Origin of the sequence: Pedobacter sp. ASV28 (assembly GCF_016428855.1) — a bacterium.
Lineage (GTDB): Bacteria > Bacteroidota > Bacteroidia > Sphingobacteriales > Sphingobacteriaceae > Pedobacter.
In genome coordinates this window covers 1-26,641 of sequence record NZ_JAELTN010000029.1, presented here as the reverse complement: position 1 = coordinate 26,641, position 26,641 = coordinate 1, and the positions used below count along the sequence as shown (strand labels likewise).

General features: G+C 38.9%; 24 protein-coding genes and 1 pseudogene. 9 read left to right on the top strand and 16 right to left on the bottom strand.

Features of this window, described 5'->3' with window-relative positions; all coding sequences use genetic code 11:
- Positions 1–25: 25 nt before the first annotated feature.
- The 3 genes and pseudogenes from JHD79_RS12155 to JHD79_RS22780 form a co-directional block, all read right to left on the bottom strand.
- The gene (locus JHD79_RS12155) at positions 26–973 is read right to left on the bottom strand and encodes a glycerophosphodiester phosphodiesterase family protein (protein ID WP_233164672.1); all 948 of its coding nucleotides are present in this window, start codon (positions 971–973) and stop codon (positions 26–28) included.
- 13 nt (positions 974–986) lie between these two features.
- Positions 987–1,475: pseudogene (locus JHD79_RS12150) on the bottom strand (histidine phosphatase family protein).
- 474 nt (positions 1,476–1,949) lie between these two features.
- Positions 1,950–2,180 carry a hypothetical protein gene (locus tag JHD79_RS22780; protein WP_233164671.1) on the bottom strand — a complete coding sequence of 77 codons (231 nt, stop codon included), beginning with the start codon at positions 2,178–2,180 and terminating at the stop codon, positions 1,950–1,952.
- Between the two features lie 61 nt (positions 2,181–2,241).
- On the opposite strand from JHD79_RS22780, the gene JHD79_RS12145 reads away from it, so the two are divergent.
- Entirely contained in the window at positions 2,242–4,011 is a 1,770-nt protein-coding gene (locus JHD79_RS12145) for a calcineurin-like phosphoesterase family protein (RefSeq protein ID WP_233164670.1), read from the top strand.
- 167 nt (positions 4,012–4,178) lie between these two features.
- Here JHD79_RS12145 and JHD79_RS12140 read toward each other — a convergent pair whose 3' ends face one another.
- Positions 4,179–5,552: a dipeptidase gene (locus JHD79_RS12140; RefSeq protein ID WP_199119506.1), complete on the bottom strand. Its 1,374-nt coding sequence runs from the start codon at positions 5,550–5,552 to the stop codon at positions 4,179–4,181.
- A gap of 153 nt (positions 5,553–5,705) precedes the next feature.
- On the opposite strand from JHD79_RS12140, the gene JHD79_RS12135 reads away from it, so the two are divergent.
- Entirely contained in the window at positions 5,706–6,665 is a 960-nt protein-coding gene (locus tag JHD79_RS12135; protein ID WP_199119505.1) for an SGNH/GDSL hydrolase family protein, read from the top strand.
- A gap of 90 nt (positions 6,666–6,755) precedes the next feature.
- Complete coding sequence (locus JHD79_RS12130) at positions 6,756–7,712, top strand: zinc dependent phospholipase C family protein (protein ID WP_199119504.1); 957 nt, start codon at positions 6,756–6,758, stop codon at positions 7,710–7,712.
- Here JHD79_RS12130 and JHD79_RS12125 read toward each other — a convergent pair.
- The 10 genes from JHD79_RS12125 to JHD79_RS12080 form a co-directional block, all read right to left on the bottom strand.
- Positions 7,709–8,383, bottom strand: coding sequence for a VTT domain-containing protein (locus tag JHD79_RS12125; protein WP_233164669.1), 675 nt, complete (start codon positions 8,381–8,383; stop codon positions 7,709–7,711). The two genes, JHD79_RS12130 and JHD79_RS12125, sit on opposite strands and share 4 nt — an antisense overlap.
- A 65-nt stretch (positions 8,384–8,448) precedes the next feature.
- A complete protein-coding gene (locus JHD79_RS12120; RefSeq protein ID WP_370583331.1) occupies positions 8,449–9,087 on the bottom strand; it encodes a DUF4397 domain-containing protein in 639 nt (212 codons plus the stop codon).
- Positions 9,088–9,225: 138 nt separating this feature from the next.
- Entirely contained in the window at positions 9,226–10,350 is a 1,125-nt protein-coding gene (gene dnaN, locus JHD79_RS12115) for a DNA polymerase III subunit beta (protein ID WP_199119502.1), read from the bottom strand.
- A gap of 33 nt (positions 10,351–10,383) precedes the next feature.
- Positions 10,384–12,036, bottom strand: a complete 1,653-nt coding sequence (gene gldG, locus JHD79_RS12110) for a gliding motility-associated ABC transporter substrate-binding protein GldG (RefSeq protein WP_233164668.1) — start codon at positions 12,034–12,036, stop codon at positions 10,384–10,386.
- A gap of 23 nt (positions 12,037–12,059) precedes the next feature.
- Positions 12,060–12,788, bottom strand: a complete 729-nt coding sequence (gene gldF, locus JHD79_RS12105) for a gliding motility-associated ABC transporter permease subunit GldF (protein WP_199119500.1) — start codon at positions 12,786–12,788, stop codon at positions 12,060–12,062.
- Positions 12,789–12,883: 95 nt separating this feature from the next.
- Positions 12,884–13,525, bottom strand: coding sequence for a porin family protein (locus JHD79_RS12100; RefSeq protein WP_199119499.1), 642 nt, complete (start codon positions 13,523–13,525; stop codon positions 12,884–12,886).
- 105 nt (positions 13,526–13,630) lie between these two features.
- Positions 13,631–14,161, bottom strand: a complete 531-nt coding sequence (locus JHD79_RS12095) for an outer membrane beta-barrel protein (protein ID WP_199119498.1) — start codon at positions 14,159–14,161, stop codon at positions 13,631–13,633.
- A gap of 160 nt (positions 14,162–14,321) precedes the next feature.
- Entirely contained in the window at positions 14,322–14,861 is a 540-nt protein-coding gene (locus JHD79_RS12090) for a hypothetical protein (RefSeq protein ID WP_199119497.1), read from the bottom strand.
- A 12-nt stretch (positions 14,862–14,873) separates the two neighbouring features.
- Positions 14,874–15,584 (bottom strand): ATP-binding cassette domain-containing protein, encoded by a 711-nt coding sequence (locus JHD79_RS12085; protein ID WP_199119496.1) that lies wholly within the window; start codon positions 15,582–15,584, stop codon positions 14,874–14,876.
- Complete coding sequence (locus JHD79_RS12080; RefSeq protein WP_370583330.1) at positions 15,581–16,507, bottom strand: glycerophosphodiester phosphodiesterase family protein; 927 nt, start codon at positions 16,505–16,507, stop codon at positions 15,581–15,583. The genes JHD79_RS12085 and JHD79_RS12080 overlap by 4 nt, the downstream gene beginning before the upstream one ends.
- 352 nt (positions 16,508–16,859) lie before the next feature.
- Here JHD79_RS12080 and JHD79_RS12075 point away from each other — a divergent pair, with 352 nt between their 5' ends.
- Together JHD79_RS12075 and JHD79_RS12070 are read left to right on the top strand one after the other, a co-directional pair.
- The gene (locus JHD79_RS12075; RefSeq protein WP_199119495.1) at positions 16,860–18,341 is read left to right on the top strand and encodes a glycine--tRNA ligase; all 1,482 of its coding nucleotides are present in this window, start codon (positions 16,860–16,862) and stop codon (positions 18,339–18,341) included.
- A 249-nt stretch (positions 18,342–18,590) separates the two neighbouring features.
- On the top strand, positions 18,591–19,403 hold the full coding sequence (locus tag JHD79_RS12070; protein ID WP_199119494.1) for a DUF6252 family protein: 813 nt from the start codon (positions 18,591–18,593) through the stop codon (positions 19,401–19,403).
- Positions 19,404–19,696: 293 nt separating this feature from the next.
- On the opposite strand, the gene JHD79_RS12065 is transcribed toward JHD79_RS12070, so the two are convergent.
- Together JHD79_RS12065 and JHD79_RS12060 are read right to left on the bottom strand one after the other, a co-directional pair.
- On the bottom strand, positions 19,697–20,041 hold the full coding sequence (locus JHD79_RS12065) for an arsenate reductase family protein (protein ID WP_199119493.1): 345 nt from the start codon (positions 20,039–20,041) through the stop codon (positions 19,697–19,699).
- Entirely contained in the window at positions 20,041–21,243 is a 1,203-nt protein-coding gene (locus JHD79_RS12060) for an SH3 domain-containing C40 family peptidase (RefSeq protein WP_199119492.1), read from the bottom strand. Before JHD79_RS12060 ends, JHD79_RS12065 begins: the two co-directional genes overlap by 1 nt.
- A gap of 144 nt (positions 21,244–21,387) precedes the next feature.
- Between JHD79_RS12060 and JHD79_RS12055 the strand changes: the two genes are divergently transcribed.
- The 4 genes from JHD79_RS12055 to JHD79_RS12040 form a co-directional block, all read left to right on the top strand.
- Positions 21,388–22,473: a calcium:proton antiporter gene (locus JHD79_RS12055; RefSeq protein WP_233164667.1), complete on the top strand. Its 1,086-nt coding sequence runs from the start codon at positions 21,388–21,390 to the stop codon at positions 22,471–22,473.
- Between the two features lie 43 nt (positions 22,474–22,516).
- The gene (locus tag JHD79_RS12050; protein ID WP_199119491.1) at positions 22,517–24,454 is read left to right on the top strand and encodes an LTA synthase family protein; all 1,938 of its coding nucleotides are present in this window, start codon (positions 22,517–22,519) and stop codon (positions 24,452–24,454) included.
- A 44-nt stretch (positions 24,455–24,498) separates the two neighbouring features.
- Positions 24,499–24,987: a GtrA family protein gene (locus tag JHD79_RS12045; protein ID WP_199119490.1), complete on the top strand. Its 489-nt coding sequence runs from the start codon at positions 24,499–24,501 to the stop codon at positions 24,985–24,987.
- 211 nt (positions 24,988–25,198) lie between these two features.
- A partial coding sequence (locus JHD79_RS12040; RefSeq protein ID WP_199119489.1) for an aromatic amino acid hydroxylase occupies positions 25,199–26,641 on the top strand: 1,443 nt, incomplete at its 3' end.

Here is a 26,641-nt window from a genome sequence, read left to right as displayed (position 1 = left end):
TTGGTTTAGGGCGAAGGTTTTCAGGCTAAAGCTTTTCTTTCCCAAAATATTGATGTTGTGGGGTTTTCTTGGGCACAATGCCTTTTATGGCTTCGGCCACTTCTACCGGCAGATCGGATTCTAAAATATCTGCACCTCCCTTAAAGATTTCTACATAGGCTTTGGCCCTTTCTTCTGCTGTGGTCAATTTATCATAGGTAGGCGCAGAAGAAATCATAACCATTACCCCTTTCTCCTGCAACAACTTCATCAAATCTTTATTTTCGGGCGTATATTCTGGTCCGATATAGGCAATGATACTTTCCCATGGAATACCTGCTTTCACATATTCGTCATACGCTTTTTTAGTTCTTATATGCACGGAAAGCATCCAGTTTGGATTTTGCTCGAGATAGAACTTAGCCTGCTTAGCATTGTGCACGGTAAGCATTACCGCTTCATTATTGCATTCATTTAAGATACGGGCCGTCATTTCCAATGGCACATCCTTTTTATCCAGATTCATTACGGTTTTACCTTTGCTCCATAAAATAGCTTCCTTAAGGGTTGGTATCTTATAGTCCGTAACATTGCCTTCCGGATCCCTTAACCTCAGTTTCTGTAGTTCTGCATAGGTATAATCCGCTAATTTTCCAGTACCATTTGTGGTCCTATCCAATGTGGCATCATGCATTAAAACAGCTACGCTGTCTTTGGTCAAACGAGGGTCGATCTCAAAAAATGAAGGCATGTATTTTAAGGTATTTGCAAAAGTTTCCATTGAATTTTCCGGAAATCCTTTGGTCATGCCGCCCCGATGCCCACTTATAATGGGAAAATGATTGGCACTATGCTTAAAAAATGCTTTCAGGTCCTTAACATTTTTGACCTTCAACACATTAATCTCCTTATTTTGGGCAAAGCCAATGCCCGACACGGAACATAAAAGCCCCAACAAAACAATCTGCTTTCTAAAAAAAGATTTAATCATCATAATTTATGGTCTACTATATTGTGGTATTTAATTTTTCTAAGGTAAACTCTTCATTTTCGCCTAATTGAAAAAAAGTTAGCGATGAGTTTTGCTGTACTATTTTTCTATAATTTTTAAGGGTCATCCCTAATTTATGGGCCATATAAAACCTATTAATTTCATTATGGCCAACTAAAAGCAGGATACCCTCCATTATGTTTGCCCAACATTTCGAAAAAAAAACGCCCTACTCTTCTACAACCTGCATTGCATTTTCGCCATTACCCCCTGCCTGCGCAGTTGCCAGATCATCTGACCACTTTGCCCACAACAATGGATTTTCGGCCACAAATTCTTCTCGTCTTTTTACTTCCCAATTAGCAAAATCTATTTCAATTAAACATGCATCGGTTGTTACCAAATGGTTACCAAAAGCAATTTTTGCAGTATCATAAGCTCTTTTTAACGGCGACGAATACACTGCATCCAATTTTTTATCCCTCAACCGCCTACACCTGCCCATGTCTTTATCATCAAAAGGGAGATATCAGTTCCGCCGCAATAGCGGTTGTCATATGCATTTATTACGACTTCAAAAATTGGTTTGATCCATATTTAGTTATTCAAATAAACGAAAAAGTGAAATTAAATAAAATTTAATTTAATAAAATTTAATTTTTATAAAAACACTTTTATTACTACAGAAAAGAAAAAGACCAAAAAAGAAACAATCCAAAGCAATCAACCAAGCCGATAAAAAATTTCAAAAAAAACAAACTTAATTTAGTCTTAATTGAATAAAAAGGGTAAAAATCAACACCTACATCAATATATCCCTCGATTTAAAACCAATATAAATAAGGGCAAAATTACAAACTCAAGGTTAACTAAGCATTAATAAATTATTTAAAAACAAATAAAAAAAATCATAAAGAAACAATAAAGCATAAAAAAGAAATAAAAAACAACACAAAAACCTTAAAAATATTTTAATTTATTACTTTAGCTTAAGCAATACACCCATGACCCAAATCAAATAAAAACTAAAATGAAGAAAAGAAAAGCGCAGCAAGAAGATTATTTCTAGACGCGATTTCATCATCGCCAGCACCGTCACAGGAATTAGCTTAACTGTTTTTGGATGCAAGAAAACTGCCGAGGCACCGCTCCCCACACCAACACCACCTACCGGCAATAACAACAGCCTAAAAATAACCAACTTCTCCATTCCCAGTAAGCTTATCTTTACAGTTAGTACCGATTTTTCTTTTCAAGGCGAAGGTTTTGCCATGGGCGACAAATTGATCTTCACCTCATTAACAGACGCCACAAAGAATTTCACGATAGACATAAAATCTGTAACTACCAATAGCTGTATTTTTACTATACCCACCAACTTCATTGCAAACAGCTATAAAATTACAGTAACCAGAGGCAACCAAAGCCTGCTTTTGGGTTCCAGCACCATTGAAGTCCCCTTCAACAACATACCCGATGTATTGGGCATGACCATTAAGGGAACAGTTTATGCCGCAGGAACGGGATTGGCCAACGTCGTAGTGTCGGATGGCGTAGAAGTAACCAAAACAGACCAAAATGGGATTTACTATCTACCATCTAAAAAGAATAAAAATTTTGTTTTCATTTCAATACCCAGTGGCTATGAAGTTGACACCGGCAATACCATATTACCTGTATTTTACAAAAGCTTTACCTCAAATGCCAATACTGTAGAGACAGTAGACTTTGAACTTAAAGCCGTTAACAACGACAAGCACGTTATACTTGCACTGGGCGATATGCACCTGGCCAACAGGAATAATGACATCACCCAGTTTCAAAATGGCTTTTTAACAGATGCCGGCAAAACAATTACCAAATACAAAAACGAAGGCTATAAAGTATATGCACTTACCCTGGGCGACATGACATGGGATGCTTATTGGTACGAGAACAATTATCGCTTTGGCCAGTATTTAGATTTAATGAAAACGATAAACGTTCCGGTTTTCCACACGATGGGAAATCATGATAACGACCCATTCGTAAACGCAGACTGGCAGGCAGAAAGCAGCTTTAGGGCAACACTTGGCCCTACATACTATTCATTCAATGTTGGAAAAGTACATTACATTGTATTGGACAATATTCAATATATTAATGACAAGGGCGCACAGGGAGTGCTTGGTGACAGAAATTATAATGGTGTAATTATAGCAGATCAAATTGAATGGCTCAAAAAAGACCTGGCCACCATTGCAGATAAATCTACACCTATTGTCATTGCCATGCACATCCAACTGAACAACAGCCCAACCTTGAGCGGACAAAATGAAACAGCCACCCTACGCCTTAACAACTCTACCGAATTTATCAACACGCTTAATGGCTTTACGGACGTCAATGTAATTACCGGCCACACGCATGTTTGCTATGCCTACGAAAACAATACGAGCTTGATGGAACATAATTCTGGTGCCATTTGCGCTACCTGGTGGTGGACAGGGAAAAATGGCTACGCCGGAAACCACATCTGTAAGGATGGCGCTCCGGGAGGATATGGTATATGGAAGTTCAACAACAGAAACTATCAATGGCTCTACAAATCCATTGGTTATGAAGAAAATTATCAGTTCAGGGCATACGACTTAAATAAAGTACACATTACTGCAGCCAAGTATGCACCAAATACTACCGAAGCTAAATTACTACCCTACACCAGTGGCTATGCCACCCCAAACAACAATAACGAGATCTTAGTGAACGTGTGGGGTTTCGATAAAAAGTGGAAAGTTGAAATACTGGAAAATGGTTCCCCATTAACCGTAACCAGGGTAAGAGCACTTGATCCGCTTCACATCATCTCCTATGAAGCCCTACGGCTGAATGCCGGATCCGACCCTACAGAGGATTTTGTGACCACCAACTCTACACACTTGTTTAAGGCCAAGGCTGCCAGCCCAACGTCGCCCATTGAAATTAGGGTCACAGATAGATTTGGCACCATCTATAGCGAGACCATGAACCGGCCAAAGGATTTGGTGGTTTCTATGAGATAACACAAATGCGCTTATAACCCGAATTCGATTATTATTTCTTTGGAAACCCTATTATAGGCGTAAAACCTAAACTCAACGTCGTGCTGAATTTATTTCAGCGTCTTTTAGCAAAAAAGCCCTTCCGATTTTAACAGAAGGGCTTTAGAACAAAAGAAATTAACCTTTATCTATTTTTTATTAAGCGCTGCAAAGTACTTATGGAACAAAGGAAGTGTCTCTATGCCTTTATAGTAATTGTAGATATCATATTTTTCGTTTGGTGAATGCAGGGCATCGCTATCTAGACCAAACCCAAACAATACAGATTTAATTCCCAGCACATTTTCAAACAAAGCCACAATGGGAATACTTCCACCTCCACGTGTTGGAATTGGCTTTTTACCAAAACTATCTTCTATTGCTTTTTCTGCAGCCTGATAAGCCACACTATCCGTTGGTGTAACTACCGGCTCACCTCCGTGATGAGGCGTAACCTTAACCTTCACTCCTTCTGGCGCAATACGTTCAAAATGCCTTGCAAAAATTTCGCTGATTTCGTCGGAATTCTGATGAGGTACCAAACGCATGGAAATCTTAGCATTTGCCTTACTTGGCAATACTGTTTTCGCTCCTTCTCCAATATAGCCACTCCAGATACCATTCACTTCCAAAGTAGGCCTTGTACCGGTACGTTCTAAAGTAGAGTAACCTTTTTCACCCCATTCAGAATTGATATCCAAGTCTTTCTTATAGGCTTCCAAATCAAAAGGCGCCGAATTGAGTGCCTGTTTTTCGGCATCACTCAACTCTACCACCTTGTCATAAAACTCAGGAATGGTAATATGATTATTTTCATCGTGTAGGGAGGCTATCATTTGGCAAAGAATAGTTGCCGGATTAGCCACCGCTCCTCCATAAACGCCTGAATGCAGATCTCTATTAGGTCCTAGCACCTCTACTTCCATATAGGCCAAACCTCTCAAACCTGTTTCAATAGAAGGATTATCCATGCTGATCATAGAAGTATCAGAAATCAATACCACATCTGCTTTCAAACGTTCAGTATTTGCTTTTACGAAAAGTCCCAGATTGGCCGAACCCACCTCTTCTTCCCCTTCAATCATAAACTTCACATTACAGGCCAAGGTATTGGTCTGCATCATCAGTTCAAAGGCCTTAACATGCATATAAAATTGTCCCTTATCATCACAGGCACCACGGGCATAAATCTTACCGTCACGAACGGTAGGCTCAAATGGCGGAGTTTTCCACAGTTCTAGCGGATCTGCCGGCTGCACGTCATAATGTCCGTAAATTAAAACCGTAGGTAAATTTGCATCTATTATCTTTTCACCATAAACAATCGGATAACCTGCCGTCTCACAGATTTCTACTTGATCAGCTCCCGCATCTTTAAGCTTTTGCGCAACAAATGCCGCTGTTTTCAGTACATCGCCCTTATATTTTGGATCAGCACTCACAGAAGGAAAACGCAACAATTCAAAAAGTTCATCTAAGAAACGTTGCTTATTCTCCTCTACATATTTCTTAATTTCTTGCATAAGATTTATATTTTGAACAAATATAGGTATTTTGAAATGAGCGAAATTGATATGATGAGGATAATTTAATTTCTACAATTTCGTTACATATCAATTCTAATATTATATATCTTTGTACACAAAATTTTATCCTTGCGCTCTTAATAAACAATAATGAGGTTAATAACAGCTGCGCTTTTCTATTTTTTATTTTCGGGAATTTCCTATCATGCAGTGGCCCAGATCACAGGAGCCAGTTGTCCGGAATCTGCAAAGTATTATTCAAAGGATAGCGTAAACGTGATCACTTTTGGGGCCAGTACCGTGGAAGGGGTTGGTGGTACAGACTTCCAATCTTATCTTACCCAACATTTCACCAACTGTTATACAGGCAAAACTATAAACGTCCAGAAATATGGGGTGTCTGGCGAAACTACCGAAAAATGCTTATTAAGATTAGACAATGCCATTTACGGTAAAACCGGTTTTATTGTTATTTTAGCAGGTGCCAACGATGCTGTCCAAATAGAAGCTGGCAAGCTTAAAATTTTGGCTACGGAAGAAAACATGAGAAAAATGATCGTGGCCTCCTTAAACCAAAACCTTGTTCCGGTTATTTGCACCATACAGTTTTTTGACGACAGGAACGACGAGCGCCTTAAAAGGGTCAATAATCAGGTACGGCTTATCAATAACCTCTACAGGAAACTAGTCTTGGAGTACAAAGTATATTTGGCAGACATCAATGCCGTATTTAGGCGTGATTTCTCACTCTATCAAGATGTCGTACATCCCAATGCGAGGGGCAACAGGTTAATCAGCTTTATTATTTTCGACACCATCAACAGGATTATAGCCGAAAGATTCTTGCAGTTCACGGTATCACAGAACTATCCAAACCCCATGCATGCTTATGCTTCTATAGATATTGTGATGCCAGAATCAGACAAAATAGAGATGAAAATATATAATCTCCAGGGAAAACTTGTGCAAACCGTGCTAAATGAATACCTAAATACCGGCAAACATGTCATCAAACTAGATTTAAGCCTACTCCCTCCGGGCATATATATCTATAAGATCAGTTCTCTTTCAGGGCAATACCACGTTACCAAAAAGCTCATTAAATCATAGCTATTGCCGCTTTGTGGCAATAGCGCTCGGATATTCATCTATTTTGCTTATTTTTAAGCTATGTTTTCCAATTTGTACAAATCCATTTTAATGAAAAAGATATTCCTTCCAATTACTTTACTCTCTATCGTTATCCTTTGTTCCTCTTGGGGTTTCTTTGCACATAAGAGAATTAATCAGTTGGCTATTTTCACCCTGCCTGAAGAAATGGTAGGCTTTTATAAAAGCAATCATAAATACATCACGGAGCATGCCATCGACCCCGACAAGAGGCGTTATGCAGATACGGCCGAGGCACCCAGACATTACCTGGACGTTGAAAATTATGAAAATCATATCGACAGTATCCCCGAAAAATGGGACGATGCCGTTAAAAAATACGGTGCAGAAAAATTAAGAAAGGACGGCATGGTGCCTTGGCAAATCCAACGAACGTACAACAATCTGGTAAGGGCATTTAAGGAGCGCGACTCGTTAAGGATCTTAAAATATTCTGCCGATCTTGGCCACTATATTGCAGATGCGCACGTCCCCTTACACACCACAAATAACCACAATGGACAATTGACCAATCAGGCAGGCATACATGGCTTTTGGGAAAGCCGTATCCCCGAACTATTTGCCAAAGATTACAATTTATTGGTCGGAAAGGCAAGTTATATCGAAAACCCTTTAAAAGAGGCCTGGAAAATTGTAAAACACTCCCATACTTTGGTCGATACCGTTTTAAAATTCGAAGCCAAACTTAATGCTTCCTTTCCCTCAGATCAGAAATATGATTTTTCGCAACGCGGAAAGAATGTAATGAAGCAATATTCTGTTGCCTACAGCAAAGCCTATCAGGACATGATGATGGGAATGGTAGAAAAGCAGATGCGCTCATCCATTCTTAAAGTAGGCTCTTATTGGTACTCGGCATGGGTAGACGCCGGACAGCCCGACCTTAGGAACCTTATAAAGGTGGAAGTTACCATAGAAGACAAGCAAAAAGCAGCGGATACAGACAAAAAATACCAGGAAGGAAAGATTATCGGCAGGGAATTTTAAGAGATGGTCTTGTTTTCCCCTGTGTTTTCTTTTTTCTTTAACAAAGACCTAATTCCGGCAAGGATAACGGGAGCGAATGTACCTATGGCTATAATTACAATAATGACCTCGAAATTTCTTTCTACAAAAGGAATTTTACCCAATAAATAACCAGCGAAGGATAAGCTAAAAATCCAAGCGAAACCACCTACAATATTATACAAAGTGAATTTACCGAACGACATGCTAGCCGCTCCCGCCACAAAAGGTGCAATAGTTCTAAAAATTGGAAGAAACCTACTAAAAACAACTGCCTTTGAGCCATGTTTTTCGAAATATTCGTGAGATTGATGATAATATTTTAGTTTCAGGATTTTATTTTCTTCCTTGAATACCTTTATCCCAAAATACCTTCCCAGGCGATAATTGACCGTATTGCCCAAGATACCTGCGCCTGTTAATATTAAACACATAAACCAGATATTCAATCCTGTGTCTCCCCCCGCAATTAACGCACCCACCGCAAACAACATGGAGTCGCCCGGAAGAAAAGGCGTAACTACAAAACCAGTTTCTGCAAAAATAATGATGAATAAAATAAGATATGTCCAGGTCCTATAATTTTGAATAATTGTGACCAAGGTTTCTTTCGTATCTGTAAGTAGCTTCAGCAGTAATTCTAGTATTTCCAATGTATTTTTTTTCTGCTAAAATAGAAAATATCGTGGTTAAAAAAATAGCTATTTATTAATTTGACTTAATTATAAGATATTTTATTGAGCATCCAGTTGGAGTTTGCAGAACCGCTAATCCAAAATACATAAATCTTACCTGTCTGTAGTTCATCTGCCGAAATGGTCCGTATGGTGCCAGCCACCGAAACCCTCAAATCCAAACCTTCATTGATGAGAAAGGAGGAGGATATATTTTTATAGGCCAACCCACCATACAACAATTCCTCGCTATCTAAAAATACGTTGGCATTTGCAGAAAAATATGGGCTTGTATTAACAAATCTTACCTTTACCTTTCCAGCGGGCACCGCCCCTAAATCGTCTTCCAAAGTTAAAACTTCTCCAATTCCATTTCTATCCTCTGTATAGAACGAGGTATAGGACAATGTAGAAACATAATTAAAGGAACCCAATGCTTTATCTTCATTTTCATGGACAAAGGCAACTTCTTTTGCTCCCGCATTAATTTTGATATAATCTGTCTGCTCTCCAAAAACCAATGGGTTTGGGTTGATCTTATTCCGATCTATCTGAAAGTCTAACGACGGAGAATTGGGTGCTGCATTGATTAATCTGATTTTTGCTTCCCCAGCTGGTCTAACTTCTGGATCTGGATTGTGTTTTTTACAGGAAAACAGACACATTAGTAATAAAACAGACACTATAAAAACAAATATAACTTGCTTAAATAGCCCTTTAGTAACATTTCCCATACAGATTAGCTTAATTTGGATATAAACAAATATGGCTTGGTCAAAAACCAAGCCATATTCTTATTTCTATATAAAAAAATACTAAGATTAGTAGCTATTATTTAGCATAACCGGCATTACGAGCATCAGCACATCTTCATTCTCATCATTGGTTTGCGGAATAAGCAGACCTGCCCTGTTTGGGGTAGAAAGCTCCAAAGTTACCTCTTCACCACTTAGGTTATTCAACATTTCGATCAAGAAACGGGCATTAAATCCTATTTCCAAATCTTCGCCATCATATTGACAACTTAAACGCTCATGAGCCTCATTGGCAAAATCTAGGTCTTCTGATGAAATATTAAGTTCGCTTCCGCTGATTTTCAGACGTACCTGGTGTGTGGTCTTATTGGCAAAGATAACCACCCTACGTAGGGTATTTAAGAAAAGCGCTCTATCAAGCACCAATTTATTAGAATTATTTGCAGGGATTACGGCCTCATAGTCGGGATAACGCTCATCGATCAGGCGACAGATCAGATTGATGTTTTCGAATTTGAAAAAAGCACTGGTGGCATTATAGTCTACCGAAACATTCACGTCATTGTTAGGTAATGCTGCTTTCAATAATGTTAATGCTTTCTTAGGCAAAATAAATGCCGAAGCTTTATCTGCTTTGCTGTCATTTCTTCTATAACGCACCAATTTATGTGCATCTGTGGCCACAAAAGTGATATTCTGAGGAGATAGTTGACAATACACTCCGGTCATTGCTGGGCGAAGTTCATCATTGCTTACCGCAAAGATGGTCTTGGTAATTGCTTCGCTTAAAACAGAAGCAGGTAAATTAACAGACGAAGCATTATCTACAACAGGAATCTTAGGAAAATCCTCACCATTTTCACCACTCAATTTATATTTTCCGTCTCCAGCACTAATTTCTATAGCAAAGGTGTTATCGTCTATATGAAAGGTGATGGGTTGATCTGGCAATGTTTTTAAGGTATCTAGCAATATTCTGGACGGAACAGCAACCTTACCTTCTTCTTTAGACTCTACTGCCAAAGAGGTAGTCATACTGGTTTGCAAATCAGTAGCAGAGATGGTCAGGTTACCGTCTTTGATCTCAAATAGAAAGTTCTCTAAAATTGGTAAAACCGTACTGCTGCTCGAAGCTCCATTAACTGTTTGTAAATGTTTTAATAATGTTGATGTGGATACTATAAATCTCATAGCTTGTGTTGTATAAAGTCAAAAGTATAAAAATTACTTTGCATACTTATATTTGCGATAATAATGTTGAAAAATTGCAAAACATATTAACAACAGAATGGGCATCACGGTATTAATCAGCTGCCATTTTGTTTTTTCAGTCCTTACCAGGGTCTTATCGAGCAATCTAACGGTTATTTCCTTATTTCGCAAGGCAATTAGGTTATCTTCATTGGTAAAGTAGTCGGCAATGTTTAACAGTAGGGCTTTATTGCCATAATTTTGTTGCGTATAGCGATCAAATCCCAAAGAGAATGGCGAACCATCAGTAGCACTTACCTGATTTTTAAAAATATCGCCATCTCCAAGCACAATCATCTTTGTAGGCTTGCCCTGATCGGGAACGTCATACTTCTCTACTATTCCTTCTGGAACGGGCCTGTTCAAAAAAACCGATTTAAAGCTTCCTTCGAGAAGTACCCCCGCAGCTTTAGGCCCGCCGGTAAATTCTTTGGGTGTAGGCTGCTCCTCTATCATTCTCAAATTGAACATTTTTGGCGCATTGTAAACCTTGTTATAGGGCGAGGTGGTCAAGATCACATGCTTCTGGATGTTCCTTGCCCCTACGGTATCGACCGTACTGGCAAATTCGCTACGAATGTGATCTATGTTTTTAACTACACTGTTACTGGTATCTGGCAACAAAATAGGATAGTACAACCAAGGTGCCATCTGAATATCTCCCTTTGGCCCTCCCTGCGTAGCTACCGGAATTTCGGCACAATTCACATCGGCAATAAGGTTATAGTTGATACGTGCACCATATTCAAACAGCATGTCGTCTAAATTCAGGTTATTGTTTAGGGCCATAAACGACCTGCCACTACGCAAACTATCCAAATCCATCCTCACCTGATCAATTGACCATACCAATTTGCCTCCCTTCAGCACAAAATAATTGAGCTTGTACTTTTGCACTTCCGTAAATGCTTTTAAAGGTTTGACAATCAACATCATCTTCAAGCTATCCAGCCCTTCTCTAGTTATCGAATCTAAGTTTACCCGACCTACTACATAGCTATCAGACAAGGAAGAAATGGCGTCATAAAGATAGGGATTGGTCGGTTCGCCATTTCCTTCTGTGAAGCCAATACGCGGATTATATCCCGAAATCACCTTTTTAATGGAAGAAGTAAAGATATACTCTAAGTTCTTGATCGAATTATTGATGTTTTGGTCGTAGTTACTAGCTTCTCCTCCTAAATTCTGCAATAACTTTACGGGCATCTGTCGGCCATTACTTTCAATGAGCGCCATGGGAAAGACCAATTTTTCGGTAAATCCAGCATCACTTTTGATGTTGATGTTTGTGGGTTTGATGCCCATCTCATATAACTGGTTAATCACCGTGTCCTGTTCGCTAAGGGTCAAGCCTGTTATCGGATCTACAAACAGCACCTTTATATTGGCTTTTGAATAGGCTTTATAATCTGCCAATAAGTCTTTGGTCGCATTGCGCAAACGTTTAAAAGCCGATGGCATTTCTCCATCCAAGAAAACGGTCACTACAATCTCGTGCTGATTATGCTGCAAAAGTGCTTTAGTCTTTTGGGTGAGTGTAAAACGTTTCTCTTTGGTAAAATCTATACGTACGTAAACATATTGTGCAATTACATTCAATAGCACCAATACGCTTAAATATATCAATACCTTTGTTATTATCGGTTTCTTTACCATTTTCTACCTCCTACTGTGAGTTTGGTAAGCCCTAGGAACAGACCTACGAAAGTGATAAAATAAATGGCGTCCCTGGTATCCAGCACTCCCCTACTTATAGATTGGTAATGTACTGAAATACCCAGGTCAACAAGTGTCATTTCCACAGATTGAAAAGCGCCAATCCTACTTATAGAATCGAAACCACTGTAACTAAAGAAACATAAAAACAGCGAAACAGCAAACGCAATGATCTGATTATTGGTAAGGGAGGAAGCGAAAATACCTATGGCCGCAAAGGTACTACCTAAAAGAAAAAGACCGATATAAGAACCTATAACTGCTCCGGTATCTATATTATTTTTTGGCAAACCAAGCTGTGCTATGCTATAATAATAGACCAATGTAGGCAATAAGGAAAAAAGCATGAGCACTATACAGGCCAAGTATTTGGCCAAGATGATCTGCCAATCTGTTAATGGCCGGGTAGCCAACAGTACGTAGGTGCCTTCTTTTCTTTCCTCTGCAAAAGAGCGCATGGTAATGGCAGAAAGGAGAAACATAAACAAGTAAGGCACCAAGCTAAAGAAGCCATCCATTTCAGCATAACCATACTCAAGAATGGAAGTGTCGGGAAAGAACCAAAACATTAAACCACAGGCCAACAGAAAAATACCAATGGTAATATAGGCCATTAATGAATTAAGGAAACTGAATAACTCTCTTTTAAATACTGCTAACATGCGCTTGTATAGGATTGACGAAGTTATACAATATCTGTTAAAACAAAAAAGCCCCGGCAAAATTGCCGGGGCCAAATTTATATTGGTTTCTAATCCTAGAACATAAAACCTAAGCCTACGCTAAAAACTTTATTTTTAGTAGCTAAGTTAATTCCTGAGCTTTTATCATTTAAAATTTTGCCCAAGCCTAGACCATAACCTGCATGGATGTTTAGACCATTAGTTAATTGATAGCCAGCCAAGAAATTAAGACCAAAGTCCATTCTTTTAAACTCGCCATCATTAGAACCAAATGGCATATCTTCTTTAACACCACCCGCTTTACCGTTTCCTGATAACGCATAAGCTGCATATGGCCCTGCCCCAACAAAAAACTTACCAGTACCAGTATTAAAATTAGCAATTAAATTAACTGGTAGTTCCAAGTAAGATATATTGATAGAACCATCTATTGCAGATCCTTCTTCTCCACTGAATGCTGCACCAGATTTAGTACCCTTACTCATAAAAGTTAAACCAGGCTGCACCGAAAACATATCTGATACTTTAATATCAGCAACCCCACCTACATAAAAAGTAGTTTTTGCATCAAGACTAACAGAGGTGCCTAAAGCAGAAAAACTTAAATTAGGGAATGCAACACCAGCCCTAACTCCAAAAGTTACCGGTTTGTCTTGAGCGTTTACAGCAAAATTTAAGCCTGCTGCCAGCGTTAATAATAGAAGAGTTTTTTTCATTTTGTTTTTATTTGTTAATCAATTTTTCAAAACTAAAAATTTAGTCACAACAAAGCCCTAATTTTTTTAAAAAAATTAGGGCTTTGTTGAAATTATTTCATTTAACTATAGACCAAACGCATAGGCTAATCTCAAGCCCACAAACGAAGAACTTCCATCTTTGGACCAAGTCTCATAACGAACGCCAAAATCTAAGCTAGATTTATCAGCAAGAGAGAATGACGCACCTAAGCCAGGAGCATATGTAAATGCTGTCCCTTGACCAGATGCTGTAGCAAAAGTGGCACCCAATTCTGCAGCTCCGTAAAAGTTACCACCAAAATAATATTTACCACCTGCTTTTACCGGAATATATCCATAACTAGTCTTTTGACCAAATGCTTCTAAAAGCTTTTTACTATCACCTGTAATGATATTAGATAAATATCCAGCAGATCCTGTAATGTTAAATGATTTCGCCACTGGATGCTCGTACTGTAATGAACCTCCAACGATCAAGTTGTCTTTAGATCCATCTCCGGTTGGGAAACCAAATTCAGCACCTACGCTAAGTTTTCTAACAGCACCTTCTGTTTGTGCATTTGCAGCGAAGCCTAAACCTCCAATAAGTGCTAATGATAATAATAATTTTTTCATACTGTTTAAGTAATTTAATTTGTGTATTGATAAATAATTGGAACAGTAGACACAATAATCTAGCCAATTGTTACAAAAAAACGACAAAAAGCAAAAACAAAAACCTAAACAATCTGTATGTCAATAAATTATTTTTATTCCTAAAAAAAGTAAATCTTATCTATAAATTGAAATTATAGCCTACTTTTAACCCCATAAATCCAAAACTTGTGGTCTTTAAAGTGGAAACTGATCCATAGCTGGTATTGGTCCATGCTTCGTACCTTAGCCCTACATCGATCTTGTTCTCTCCACTACCCGTTCTAAAACAGGTGCCAATACCGGGCGACCATACCAATGAAGTATTAGAGGTATTGCCAAACCGAAAAGCGGCACCTAACTGCCCTTCTACATAAAATTCTGGTGTAGTGTAATATTTAAATCCGAGTTTGGTAGGCAATGCATTCACATTTTCCAACCTGTTGCCAAAATATTTTTTACCAATAAAAGTATTGATACTGCCACTAGCCGTAATGGCATATTTAGGGCTAATGCCTATTTCTGCCTTTAAAAAACCACCAAAGCCAATACCACTGACATTAGATGCATTTCCCGTCGGAAAATTAACTTCGGGCCCTAAGCCTAACTGCACCTGCTGTGCCGCAGCGATAAAAGGGAAAAAAAGAACGACAAAGATTAAAGTTAAGAATCTGAATTTCATTTGCTTGGTCGATTAATTAAGGGTTAAGGTTTTAAAAATGGCTTCAAGCGACTTAGATTGGTGCTGTTCTTTGAGTGCTTCTATGGAGGAATTGGCTACCAAAATGCCTTTGTTGATGATGATAATATCATCGCAGATGGCTTCCACTTCCTGCATAATATGGGTAGAGATGATCACGGTCTTATCTTTTCCCAAACTTTTTATCAATGCCCTTATATCCGTTAGCTGGTTAGGGTCCAGACCCGAGGTAGGTTCATCTAGTATCAACACCTGTGGACGATGTATAATGGCCTGCGCCAAGCCCACCCGCTGTTTGTACCCTTTGGAAAGCATGCCTATTTTTTTATGTTGTTCTTGTGTTAGCCCGACCTGTTTGATCACTTCCTCCACCTGTTGGCCTGTATTTTTAAGTCCGTAGGACTGTGCTACAAAGCTTAAAAACTCCCTCACGTACATGTCCATGTACAAAGGTGTATTTTCTGGCAAATAGCCAATCAGCTTTTTTACCTCTATGGGCTGCGTAAGTATGCTTTTTCCGCAAATCTCTGCCTCACCAGCTGTCGGGGCCAAGTAACAGGTCAACATTTTCATTGTGGTCGACTTGCCTGCACCATTGGGCCCCAGAAAACCTAGTATTCGCCCTGGTTGTGCTGTAAAGCTAATCTGATCTACTGCTTTTTGCCCACCATAATGTTTGGCCAGCGATTTTACAATTACACTCAATTTGCTGAAAGGTTTAGGTTTTTAAATTTCAATTGATTTTTTGTCCGATAAGCATCCAATTGCGTTCCGGCAAGCACTAACTCATCGGTAGACAGCACATCTGCGCCATTGGCTATCAAATCGCCGTAAATATCTTTATGTTTATTGGCTTTTGCGCGATGATCTATATTCCCCATAGTGCCCAAAATAGTACTTATGCCTTTTCCATGCAAATATTGATATAGACTTTTATCGGGTTCCGATATGCCCACGAAAGCTATGATCTTTTGGTCAGGCACCCCCATCTGGTTCAAACGCTCCAAATCTTGCGCACTTTTTACAGTGGCAGAAATCATTAGATCTGGTGCTAATTCATGTACTTTTGCAGCTTGGTTTGCATTGTAGGTAATGATAATGGAATTGGTTTCCGATTTGGTCTTACGTACTGCTTCAATAATCTTTTCGTAAGGCACCCCCTTTTTGATATCGATGGTAAAAAGCACCTTATTTTTGCCCCAACGCAGCACTTCTTCCAAAGTTGGGATTTTGAATTCGGTGAGCTTGCCATCATTGTCCTTAAGGCGAAGCTTTTGTAGTTCTGCATTGGTCTGGCTTTCTATCAAACCACTTCCGCTTGTTGTTCTGTCCAACTTATCGTCGTGCATAATTACCAACACCGAATCTTTGCTAAGCGATACATCAAACTCTATAATAACAGGCTGATAAGTAGTTGCATTTTCAAAGGTTTCGATGGCATTTTCTGGGAAACCAGGCATTGGACCTCCACGATGTGCACTCAGTAAAGGGTAAGCCGTTGTTTTCCTATTCAAAAAGTCTTGAAATGCTTTCGCAGTTTTAAAACTGATATAATGATGTTGCCTGGGGGCTATACAGGCAATAGCCGATAAGCCAAGGGCTACTAATAGAAATCTTATTTTTTTCACGTGATTGCTTTGAACTACAAAATTAAGTTTTTACCTCCACTTAATTGTTTGTATTTAGCGACTAAAAGTTAATATGTCTAAAATTGTAAAAACAGTTTCAACACACAAGGCCCTGTTAGATTTCGGCTATGATTAATATGGAGAGCCAGAAATAACGTATTGATTAGCGTTTAGTGCAGAAACATTTTAAACTAAACCTGAACGATGTGGAAAACCCACAGACCGAATGTAATGAGGGCGAGGATTTAGAACGAAGTGCAGGGCTATAGCAGCCGATTAGCACCAAAATTGATTTCAAAAAACCTTAAGCCTTATACCTTTAAGCCCTCCTTTTTATTATATTTGCCGCACTATGGCTCAAAAAAATAACGACGAAATTTTCAAGAATGTAATATCACACGCTAAGGAGTATGGTTTTGTTTTCCAAAGCAGCGAAATATATGATGGTTTAAGTGCTGTTTACGACTATGGTCAACTAGGTGTCGAGCTGAAGAACAACCTTAAAACCTACTGGTGGAAGGCAATGGTGCAAATGCACGAAAACATTGTAGGAATTGATTCTGCCATTTTCATGCACCCTAAGGTATGGAAAGCCAGTGGCCACGTGGATGGTTTTAACGACCCGATGATTGACAACAAGGATAGCAAAAAACGCTACCGTGCCGATCAATTATTGGAGGATAAAATTGCCAGATATGAAAAAGATGGCAAAACAGAGAAAGCTGCAAAATTACAGGCTGATATGGATGAGGCCTTAAAGGCCGAAGATCTACCTCGCTTGAAGACCTTAATAGAAGAACATGAAATTGCCTGCCCGGTTAGCGGAACCAGAAATTGGACCGATGTGCGTCAGTTCAACCTCATGTTCAGCACTCAATTTGGTGCAATGGCCGATGGCAGCGAAGTGGTATATCTACGTCCCGAAACGGCCCAAGGTATTTTTGTCAATTTCCTTAATGTGCAGAAAACAGGTAGGATGAAAATTCCCTTCGGTATAGCACAAATTGGAAAAGCCTTTAGAAATGAAGTAATTGCCCGTCAGTTCATTATGCGCATGCGTGAGTTTGAACAAATGGAAATGCAGTTTTTTGTTCGCCCAGGCGAAGATGAGAAGTGGTTCGAATACTGGAAGGAAGCCCGCTTAAAATGGCACAGGGCCTTGGGTACAGCTCCTGAAAAGTACCGTTTTCACGACCATGTTAAATTAGCTCATTATGCCAATGCTGCTACTGATATAGAGTTCGAATTTCCATTTGGCTTTAAGGAAGTAGAAGGTATCCACAGTCGTACCGACTTCGATTTATCGCAGCACCAGGAATATTCTGGCAAGAAAATGCAGTATTTTGATAACGACCTGGATGAAAATGGCAAGCCTTATGGCAACTATGTACCTTATGTGATCGAAACGTCGATAGGCCTGGACCGTATGTTCCTGCTCACCCTGATCAATGCCTTGGAGGAAGAAGATTTAAGTACGCCAGAGAAACAGGACAGCAGAACCTTGTTACGCCTACATCCGGCATTAGCACCAATCAAAGCGGCTATTTTCCCATTGACCAAAAAAGATGGGCTACCAGAAAAAGCCCGTGAAATTATGGATCAATTAAAATTTGATTTTAACTGTATATATGAGGAAAAAGATGCCATTGGCAAGCGCTACCGTCGCCAAGATGCCATTGGTACGCCTTTCTGTATTACAGTTGACCACCAAACCTTAGAAGACAATACGGTTACCATTCGCCATCGCGATACCATGGAGCAACAGCGTATTGAAATTAAGGACTTGCACTGGACCATTGAAAGCAAGGTAAGTTGGAGAGGCTTATTGAGCTAGATGAATAGATTAGAAACCAGCCCCGAAATTTCGGGGCTTTTTTGTGAACCTTATTCTTCCATTCAACTATTTCTTTATTTATTTGGCAAACATCAATTAATTAGCTATTTATGCAAATATTTTATCCATTTAACCCTTAACAATTCAATGAGGAACATTTTCTTAAAGACAAGCATATGCTGTCTTATCCTTTTCACGATCTCTTGTGCTAAAACTACCGAACATATAAATATTCTACCCGACTCTTTTATGAAAGTCAAAATTGATGGGACTTTAACAGAGTTTAAGACGGTAACTGCTGTAATTATGGATGTAGCGCCTAAAAAGGCATTGCAAATCGTTGCATCAAAAGGTACTACCGAGGGGCTTAGCATCATGCTAAACGATTATACTGGTCAGAAAACTTATGACTTAAGTGGTAACAAAAGCATCGTGATATTTACATTAGATGCCTTACGACCTCTAGAAACAACATTTCTTGCTGAAGAAGGAAAAGTGGTTATCACTTCTGCCACAGCCGAATCTATATCTGGCACTTTTGAGTTTAAGGCGAAGAATATGTCGGACGATAGTGAAAAAATATTTAAAGAAGGCTCTTTCACTGTAAGCTTGGTAATACCAAAAGGTCCAAATCCGACTCCAACTCCTACTACCTACTATCTTTCGTTGAAAGTTGATAACAAGGCTGTAAATTTAGACTTTCAAACAGCTCTTCGTGGTCAAGTCAACGGAAACAACACCTTATCTATACAAGCTAGTGCAAAAGATAATAAAAATCCAAAGTTGTCATTTTATTATCCAGGAAGTTTTATAGGAATTGTAAAAGGTCTCAATATAGTTGGCTTTGGTAAAGATAGTGACAGTGAATTAAAATACACAAATGAGTCTGGCAAAGAGTATTCAACAAAATTAGACGAAGATGGTGGTTATTTTACAATTTTAGATGTAAAGTATGAAAATGGTGGCTACGTTGTAGGAAAATTTAGCGGTTCATTGACTTCATCAGATAAGAGTAAAATTACAATCACAGAAGGATTGTTTAAGGTTCAATTTAGTAACTAATTCGACTTTGTCATTTTAGCATACTAAGAAACTGCCCTTATTATGCGGGGGCTCTTTTATTTTCTCTGAGTTTCGAGCCTATAAACTTGGTGCATTTAAGTAATAAATGCGGACCTTACTTACGAACCTCAGTTCGATTATTATTTTGTTGATTTTTAACTACATATATATCGTTCATAGCATGCAGACGCCGAAATAAATTTACTCCGTAGCTTTCCGCTTCGCTACAGGTCAACATCTATTTTAAACAGCTATTTTAATGCATTACCAGTATTTTTGTTTCAAAACTTGCATTACAAAATACTTCTAATTGCTTCTTCGCTCCTAGCAATTACAGCTTTATCATCCTTTACAATAATCGGTCTTTGTATTAAAATAGGATTTTCATGCATCGCAACAATCAACTCTTCATCTGTCAAATTCTTTCCCCTATATTTTTCGTTAAATATCGTTTCGTTAACCCGAACCAACTCCAATGGCGTGATGCCCAATTGCTGAATAAGTTCTTTAAGTTCCTCCACACTTGGTGGATTTTCCAAATAGTTAATCGTGATAAAATCAATATGATGATTTTCTAGTGCACTCCAAGCCGCATTACTTTTGCTGCATTGGCTATTATGATAAATCTTTAAACTCATTATTTCTTACGCCAATACCAATCGTGTTGGTCTATCCTGGTAATTTCAGGCTTACCAATCTGGGTTAAAATGCGTCTAGCGCCTACCAAGGTTTTGGTCTGGTATTCATCATAATTAATAGCCGTAGGTAAAATGCTGCTAATTTTCACCATGCCTGCCGATTGTATAAATTCACCATTGCCCATATAAATTGCAGTATGGCTCACCCTGCCATTGCTAACACCTCTACGTTTGGCAGCAGAAAAGAACATTAAATCGCCGGGCTTTAGATTTTTAAGGCATTTATCCACACTAATTGAATCATTCTCTAAAACCTCTAATTTTTCTCCTACCAAAGCCTGTTGGGAGGCGTCACGTGGTATAATTATGCCATTTAAAAAGTAAGCTGTCTTAGTAAAGCCACTACAATCTACCCCTTTAATAGAAGTACCTCCCCATAAATATGGCACTCCAATAAGTGTTTCTGCCGATTGCAAGATTGCCTCTGCTGTTGGATTAGGCCGCTTTATCCATTCAGTATAATCGGCTACTTGATTTCTAGGGACATACGCTATACGCCGATCGGGGAAAGAGACCTTTATAAAGTTGCCTTCGGCACCCAAATCTTTTAAAATATTACCATTCACCAAATCAGAGATCCTAGCAGCATTCACCTCTGGCCTAGAAAAAGCATGGCCGTAGTCTTGAATAAAAACAACTTTCTTTGCGACCTGCCATTCTTTGAAATCATGTTCATTCATTGGCGCAACCGAACCCGCATCTGTCCAGGCCAAATAACCATCTGGCGATTTGACCAAATAAAATCCTCCCTGTTTTTTGAGCAGTTGGATAGGCGTGCCCAATAGGGTTTGTGTCATCAGCTCTGCGCCATGAAATGGCTGGCTTCTATTGTTGCCAACAGAAATATTAGTTACCCCATAAGTTAGTCCTTTTAGGCTGAGCCCTGGCAACAGAACAGTATGCAACCTTGCTTTTTCCTTTTCCGGAAAGGCCTTTTCAAAAGCATTAATTGCCTCAATTATTGTACTTTCTACGAAAACAGAGTCTGTTTTGAAACGTACATTAAAATATACGGCTCTTTTATCTGCTGCGTATTTTTTTTGGACAGCATTTGCTATCGTCCTATAAGCCAAGGTATCTACCTGTGCAAAAGCACTAAAAGTAAAAACACTGCATAATAAAGTAAAACAATACTTGATCATTTTTTATTTGTTTAATACGAAGTTACAATATAAAAATACCTCGACCATTGCTTAAACGTAATTTAATATTTACATAAAAAAATAATTGAGAACAGGTATACCCCAAAAAAAACCTATATCTTGAAAACCAACAAATAATAAAACATGATGTTAAAAAAACTACCCCTACCTTTATGGACCATCGCCCTCCCCATACTTGCATGGTTAGCCTATTTGGCCCCACTTAATGATCTTGGCTTTTTTCAAACCTTATTGTTAGCGATATTATTGATCGGCAGTGTATTGGCGGCAGTTCATCATGCTGAAGTAGTTGCCCATCGTGTAGGAGAACCTTACGGCACACTTATTTTAGCCTTGGCCATTACCATCATAGAAGTTGCCCTTATTGTTTCATTGATGTTAACTGGCGGTCCGGAAACCGATGCACTTGCCAGAGATACCGTATTTGCGGCAGTAATGATCATCCTTACCGGAATGATCGGCATTTGTTTATTGGTTGGAGGGGTAAAGTACAAACAACAGGTATTTAGTTTAGATGGGGTGAAAGCAGCTTTGGTCGCTTTAACTGCTATTTTAGTACTCACGCTCATCTTACCAAATTACACCACAAGCATAGAAGGCCCTTATTATACTGATGCCCAACTGATTTTTGTAGCGATCATTTCATTGATTTTATACGGTACCTTTGTTCTGGTACAGGCCGTGAGGCATCGAGACTTTTTTTTACCTCCAAGCAACGATGGCAATGAAGATGTACATGCTGATCCACCGAGCAAAAAAGTGGCATTATTGAGCCTTTTATTATTATTGGTATGCTTGGGTATTGTCGTTTTACTATCAAAAGCATTAGCTCCGGATATTGAAAATGCAGTCGTTAATGCGGGCGCGCCAAAGTCATTGGTGGGTGTAATCATTGCAGCAGTAGTGCTCCTGCCAGAAGGCTTAGCAGCTTATCGGGCAGCCAGAAAAAACAGATTGCAAACCAGTTTAAATTTAGCATTAGGTTCGGCATTGGCCAGTATTGGGCTCACCATTCCTGCCGTAGCCATCGTTTCCATGATCACGGGCATGACCATAACCCTTGGCATTGACACCAAATCAACTGTACTCTTATTGCTGTCACAATTTACCATTATGCTTTCTTTAGGATCTGGAAGAACAAACATATTGCAAGGCGTTGTACTATTAACTATTTTTGCGGCTTATTTATTCACTATCGTTTCCCCTTAACAAATTTCAACTGGGCAAAACGATGGTGCAGGAACTAACTTAAATGAGCCTAAGACCTAAGCAACCAAATTCCATCTATCTCAATTTATTGTATCGGCTATTGCTGTTGCTGATACTCTATGCCTTTTGTCGCTTTGGTTTTTACCTCACCAATAAATCTCAGTTTGCCCACTTAAGCGTGACGGAGATAGCTTATACCTTTTTAGGAGGCCTAAAATTTGATATCGTAGCTATACTTTATATCAATTCATTATATATTGTACTACAAACATTACCCTTACCTTTTAAATACCTTAATGGATACCAAAAGTTTTCAAAGTGGCTATTTATAGTGACCAACAGCATTGGTTTCTTAGCCAATTTTATTGACTTTGCCTATTATAAATTCACCTTAAAAAGGACTACGGGCAGTGTATTTTCACAATTTAGCCACGAACAGAACAAGCTGAAACTGTCGGCAGATTTTTTGCTTGAATATTGGTACCTCCTGATCATCTTTATCTTTTTTATTATAGCCTTTACCAAACTTTATGACAAGGTAAAAATCCAAAAAGCACCAAGGTTCACCTGGAAAATATACCTGGTTCAATTCGTGGCGCTTTTAATTACCGGTATTCTTTTCATTATAGGTGTTAGAGGTGGTTGGCGACACAGCACACGACCCATTACGCTCAGCAATGCAGGAGATTTTGTAAAGGCTCCAGGCGATATGAGCTTAGTGTTGAACACCCCTTTTAGTATCATGAAAACATTAAAGGCAGCCACTTTAAAACCTGTTCAATACTTTGATGAAAAAACGTTGGATTCCATCTATAATCCTATACACATACCAACATCAAAAGGAAATTTTAAACCGTTAAATGTAGTATTCTTGATTATTGAGAGCCTTGGTAAAGAACATATTGGCGCCCTAAACCAAGATCAGCTGAATGGAAAATATAAAGGGTATACCCCTTTTATTGACAGCTTGGTAGGTCAGAGTTTTACTTCTGGCCAAACCTATGCCAATGGCAGAAAATCCATAGATGCGCTTCCTTCTGTCATATCCGGTATTCCATCTATCAAAGAACCTTTTGTACTGTCGTCATATTCGAGTAACACGACCACCAGTATAGCCAAACTACTTGGCGATAAGGGCTATGAAACTGCCTTTTTTCATGGGGCACCAAATGGATCGATGGGTTTTTCTGCCTATACCAATTTGGCGGGCATCAAAAAATATTATGGCAAAAACGAATACCACAACGATGCCGATTTTGATGGCATATGGGGCATTTGGGATGAGCCTTTTATGCAGTACATGGCACAGACCATCAACACCTTCAAGCAACCATTTTTTAGTGCCTTTTTTTCCGTATCCTCACACCACCCTTTTAAGGTACCCGAGAAATATCAGGGCAAATTTCCCAAAGGGCCGTTGCAGGTGCAGGAACCTATGGGCTATACCGACATGTCCATTAGAAAGTTTTTCGATAGTGCCAAGAAAATGCCATGGTACAACAACACCTTGTTTGTACTCTGTGCCGATCATGCTACTGTTTCCTATCTTCCCGATTACCAGACCATACAGGGCTACTATTCCATTCCCATTTTATTTTACTATCCTGGTGGAAACTTAAAGGGCAAAAGCAATAAACTGATACAACAAATTGACATCATGCCCACCGTTTTAAATTACCTGAACTATGACCAGCCCTATTTTGCTTTTGGTTTCGATGCCTTAAATGCCGACAACCATAATTTTGTAGTCAACAACAACGATGGAAACTACAATTTATACGAAGGGGACTATTTATTGGTAAATGACGGGATAAAAAGTATTTCTTTGTACAATCTAAAACTAGATCGACGAAATACAAATAACCTGATTAACAAAGCGCCTTTCATACAGCAACAAATGGAACAAAAACTGAAAGCTTTTATCCAGCAATACAACAATAGGATGATCAACAACCAGTTAACCTATAAATCTAAAAGATAATCGTCCAAGAATAAGGCAATAAAACACATCAAATCTTCCACCACATGCGTAATTTAATTCTGGGTATTATCGATTTTTTTCATCCTCCGTTTAAAAAATTCATTTCCCTTCATAACTTCCGATATTTAGCTACCGGTGGCAGTACGTTCATTCTTGGCAATTTGGTTTATTACCTGGCCTACCGCTTTTTGTTCCATAGCGAAGAAATTGACATCTGGTTCTTTGCTCTTAAACGTGAAACAGCTGCACTTGCCGTAGATTTTGCCATCGTTATACCAGTAAGTTTCATCCTGAACAAATACATCATATTTACACATAGCAAACTTAAGGGCCGTACACAATTGTTCCGTTTTATCAATCTACAGTTCATCAATATTCTGCTCAACTTTGTATTGCTCAAGTTCTTTGTAGAAATCTTACAAATTTACCCTACCATATCTAGGTTCATTGTCTCAGTACTCATTGCTGTTTTCAGCTATCTTTACCAACATTATTTTACCTTCAGTGTAAAAAAAATTGGCAGAAAGGATTAATGGTTGTTTCTAGAACCATAGGGTAAAAACCATTCAAACTTTTGACCTGAAACTTGATTTAGATCATGGCATAAAATATCCCTGTTAAACGCCAACATACTATTTTTTAACTAAAAATGACAAATATCATATTATAGTTATTTAATAGACATTATTTGGATTACTTCCCCAAACCAGCTAATTTAGCCATATATGAACAAGCCTATCAGAAATGAGCGATTTTAATGACTTTAATAACAAGCAGGTAGCCAAATTGCCTAGACATTTAAGGCAATTTATAGTAGAGCAGAACTATGAGAAATATACGCCAATTGACCAAGCGGTTTGGCGTTATGTAATGCGCCAGAACTATAGTTATTTAAAGCATGTAGCTTATTATCCATATATTAAAGGCTTACAAAGAGCTGGTCTGAGCATTGAGTATATACCCGACCTGCAGACCATGAACGACAACTTGGGCAAGATTGGCTGGGGTGCCGTAACGGTCGATGGCTTTATTCCGCCTGCTGCTTTTATGGAATATCAGGCTTACCGCGTATTGGTTATAGCAGCCGACATCCGCCAGATCAATCATATCGAATATACGCCCGCACCAGATATTATTCATGAAAGTGCTGGGCATGCGCCTATTATTGCCGATACGGACTATAACAATTATTTAAGTTATTTTGGCTCTATTGGAGCCAAGGCCATGTTTTCAAGCAAGGATTTTGAACTGTATGAAGCCATTAGAAAATTATCCATCTTAAAGGAAGCTGCCAATGCTGATGAAGCAGAAATTGCCAAGGCCGACAAGGAACTCAAATATATTGCAGAAAATATGGGCGAACCCTCTGAAATGGCTTTACTAGGCCGTTTACATTGGTGGACCGTAGAATATGGTTTAATCGGTACTTTAGAAAATCCGAAAATTTATGGTGCAGGCTTGCTTTCTTCCATTGGAGAGAGTGCTAGTTGTATGGATCCGAAAATCAAGAAGATTTGGTATGACATCAATACCGTAAATTATTCTTACGACATCACCAAAGAGCAACCACAGCTGTTTGTTACGCCTACTTTTCAAAACTTGATCGATGTACTGGAACAATTTGCCGATACCATGGCCTTTAGACGTGGTGGTGCAGAAAGTATCTTAAAGGCAATAGAATGTAAAAATGCAAGCACAGCAGTTTACAGCTCTGGTTTACAGGTTACCGGAATATTCACCGATATGGGCATCAGTAAAGAGGATGAAGTAACTTTTATTAAGACCACCGGACAATCGGCATTGGCTTTTGACGGAAAAGAGTTAGCTGGACATGGCAAAAATTATCATAAAGACGGCTTCTCTTCGCCCGTTGGCAAATTAAAGAACATTGATAAACCGCTCGAGGACCATACTTTTGAGGACCTGACAGCCATAGGTATTAAAGTTGGCGAAACAGGTGAATTAATTTTCCAAAGTGGGATCACCGTAAATGGTAAGGTAAAAGAGGTCATCAACAAGAAAGACAAGATCCTGTTAATTGCCTTTGAAGATTGTACCGTGAAGGAAGCTAATGGGAATATCCTTTTCCAACCGGAATGGGGCACCTACGATATGGCTGTAGGCGAAAAAATTATTTCGGTATTTAATGGCTGTCTCTTATACACATCTCCGAGCCCACGAGACCTG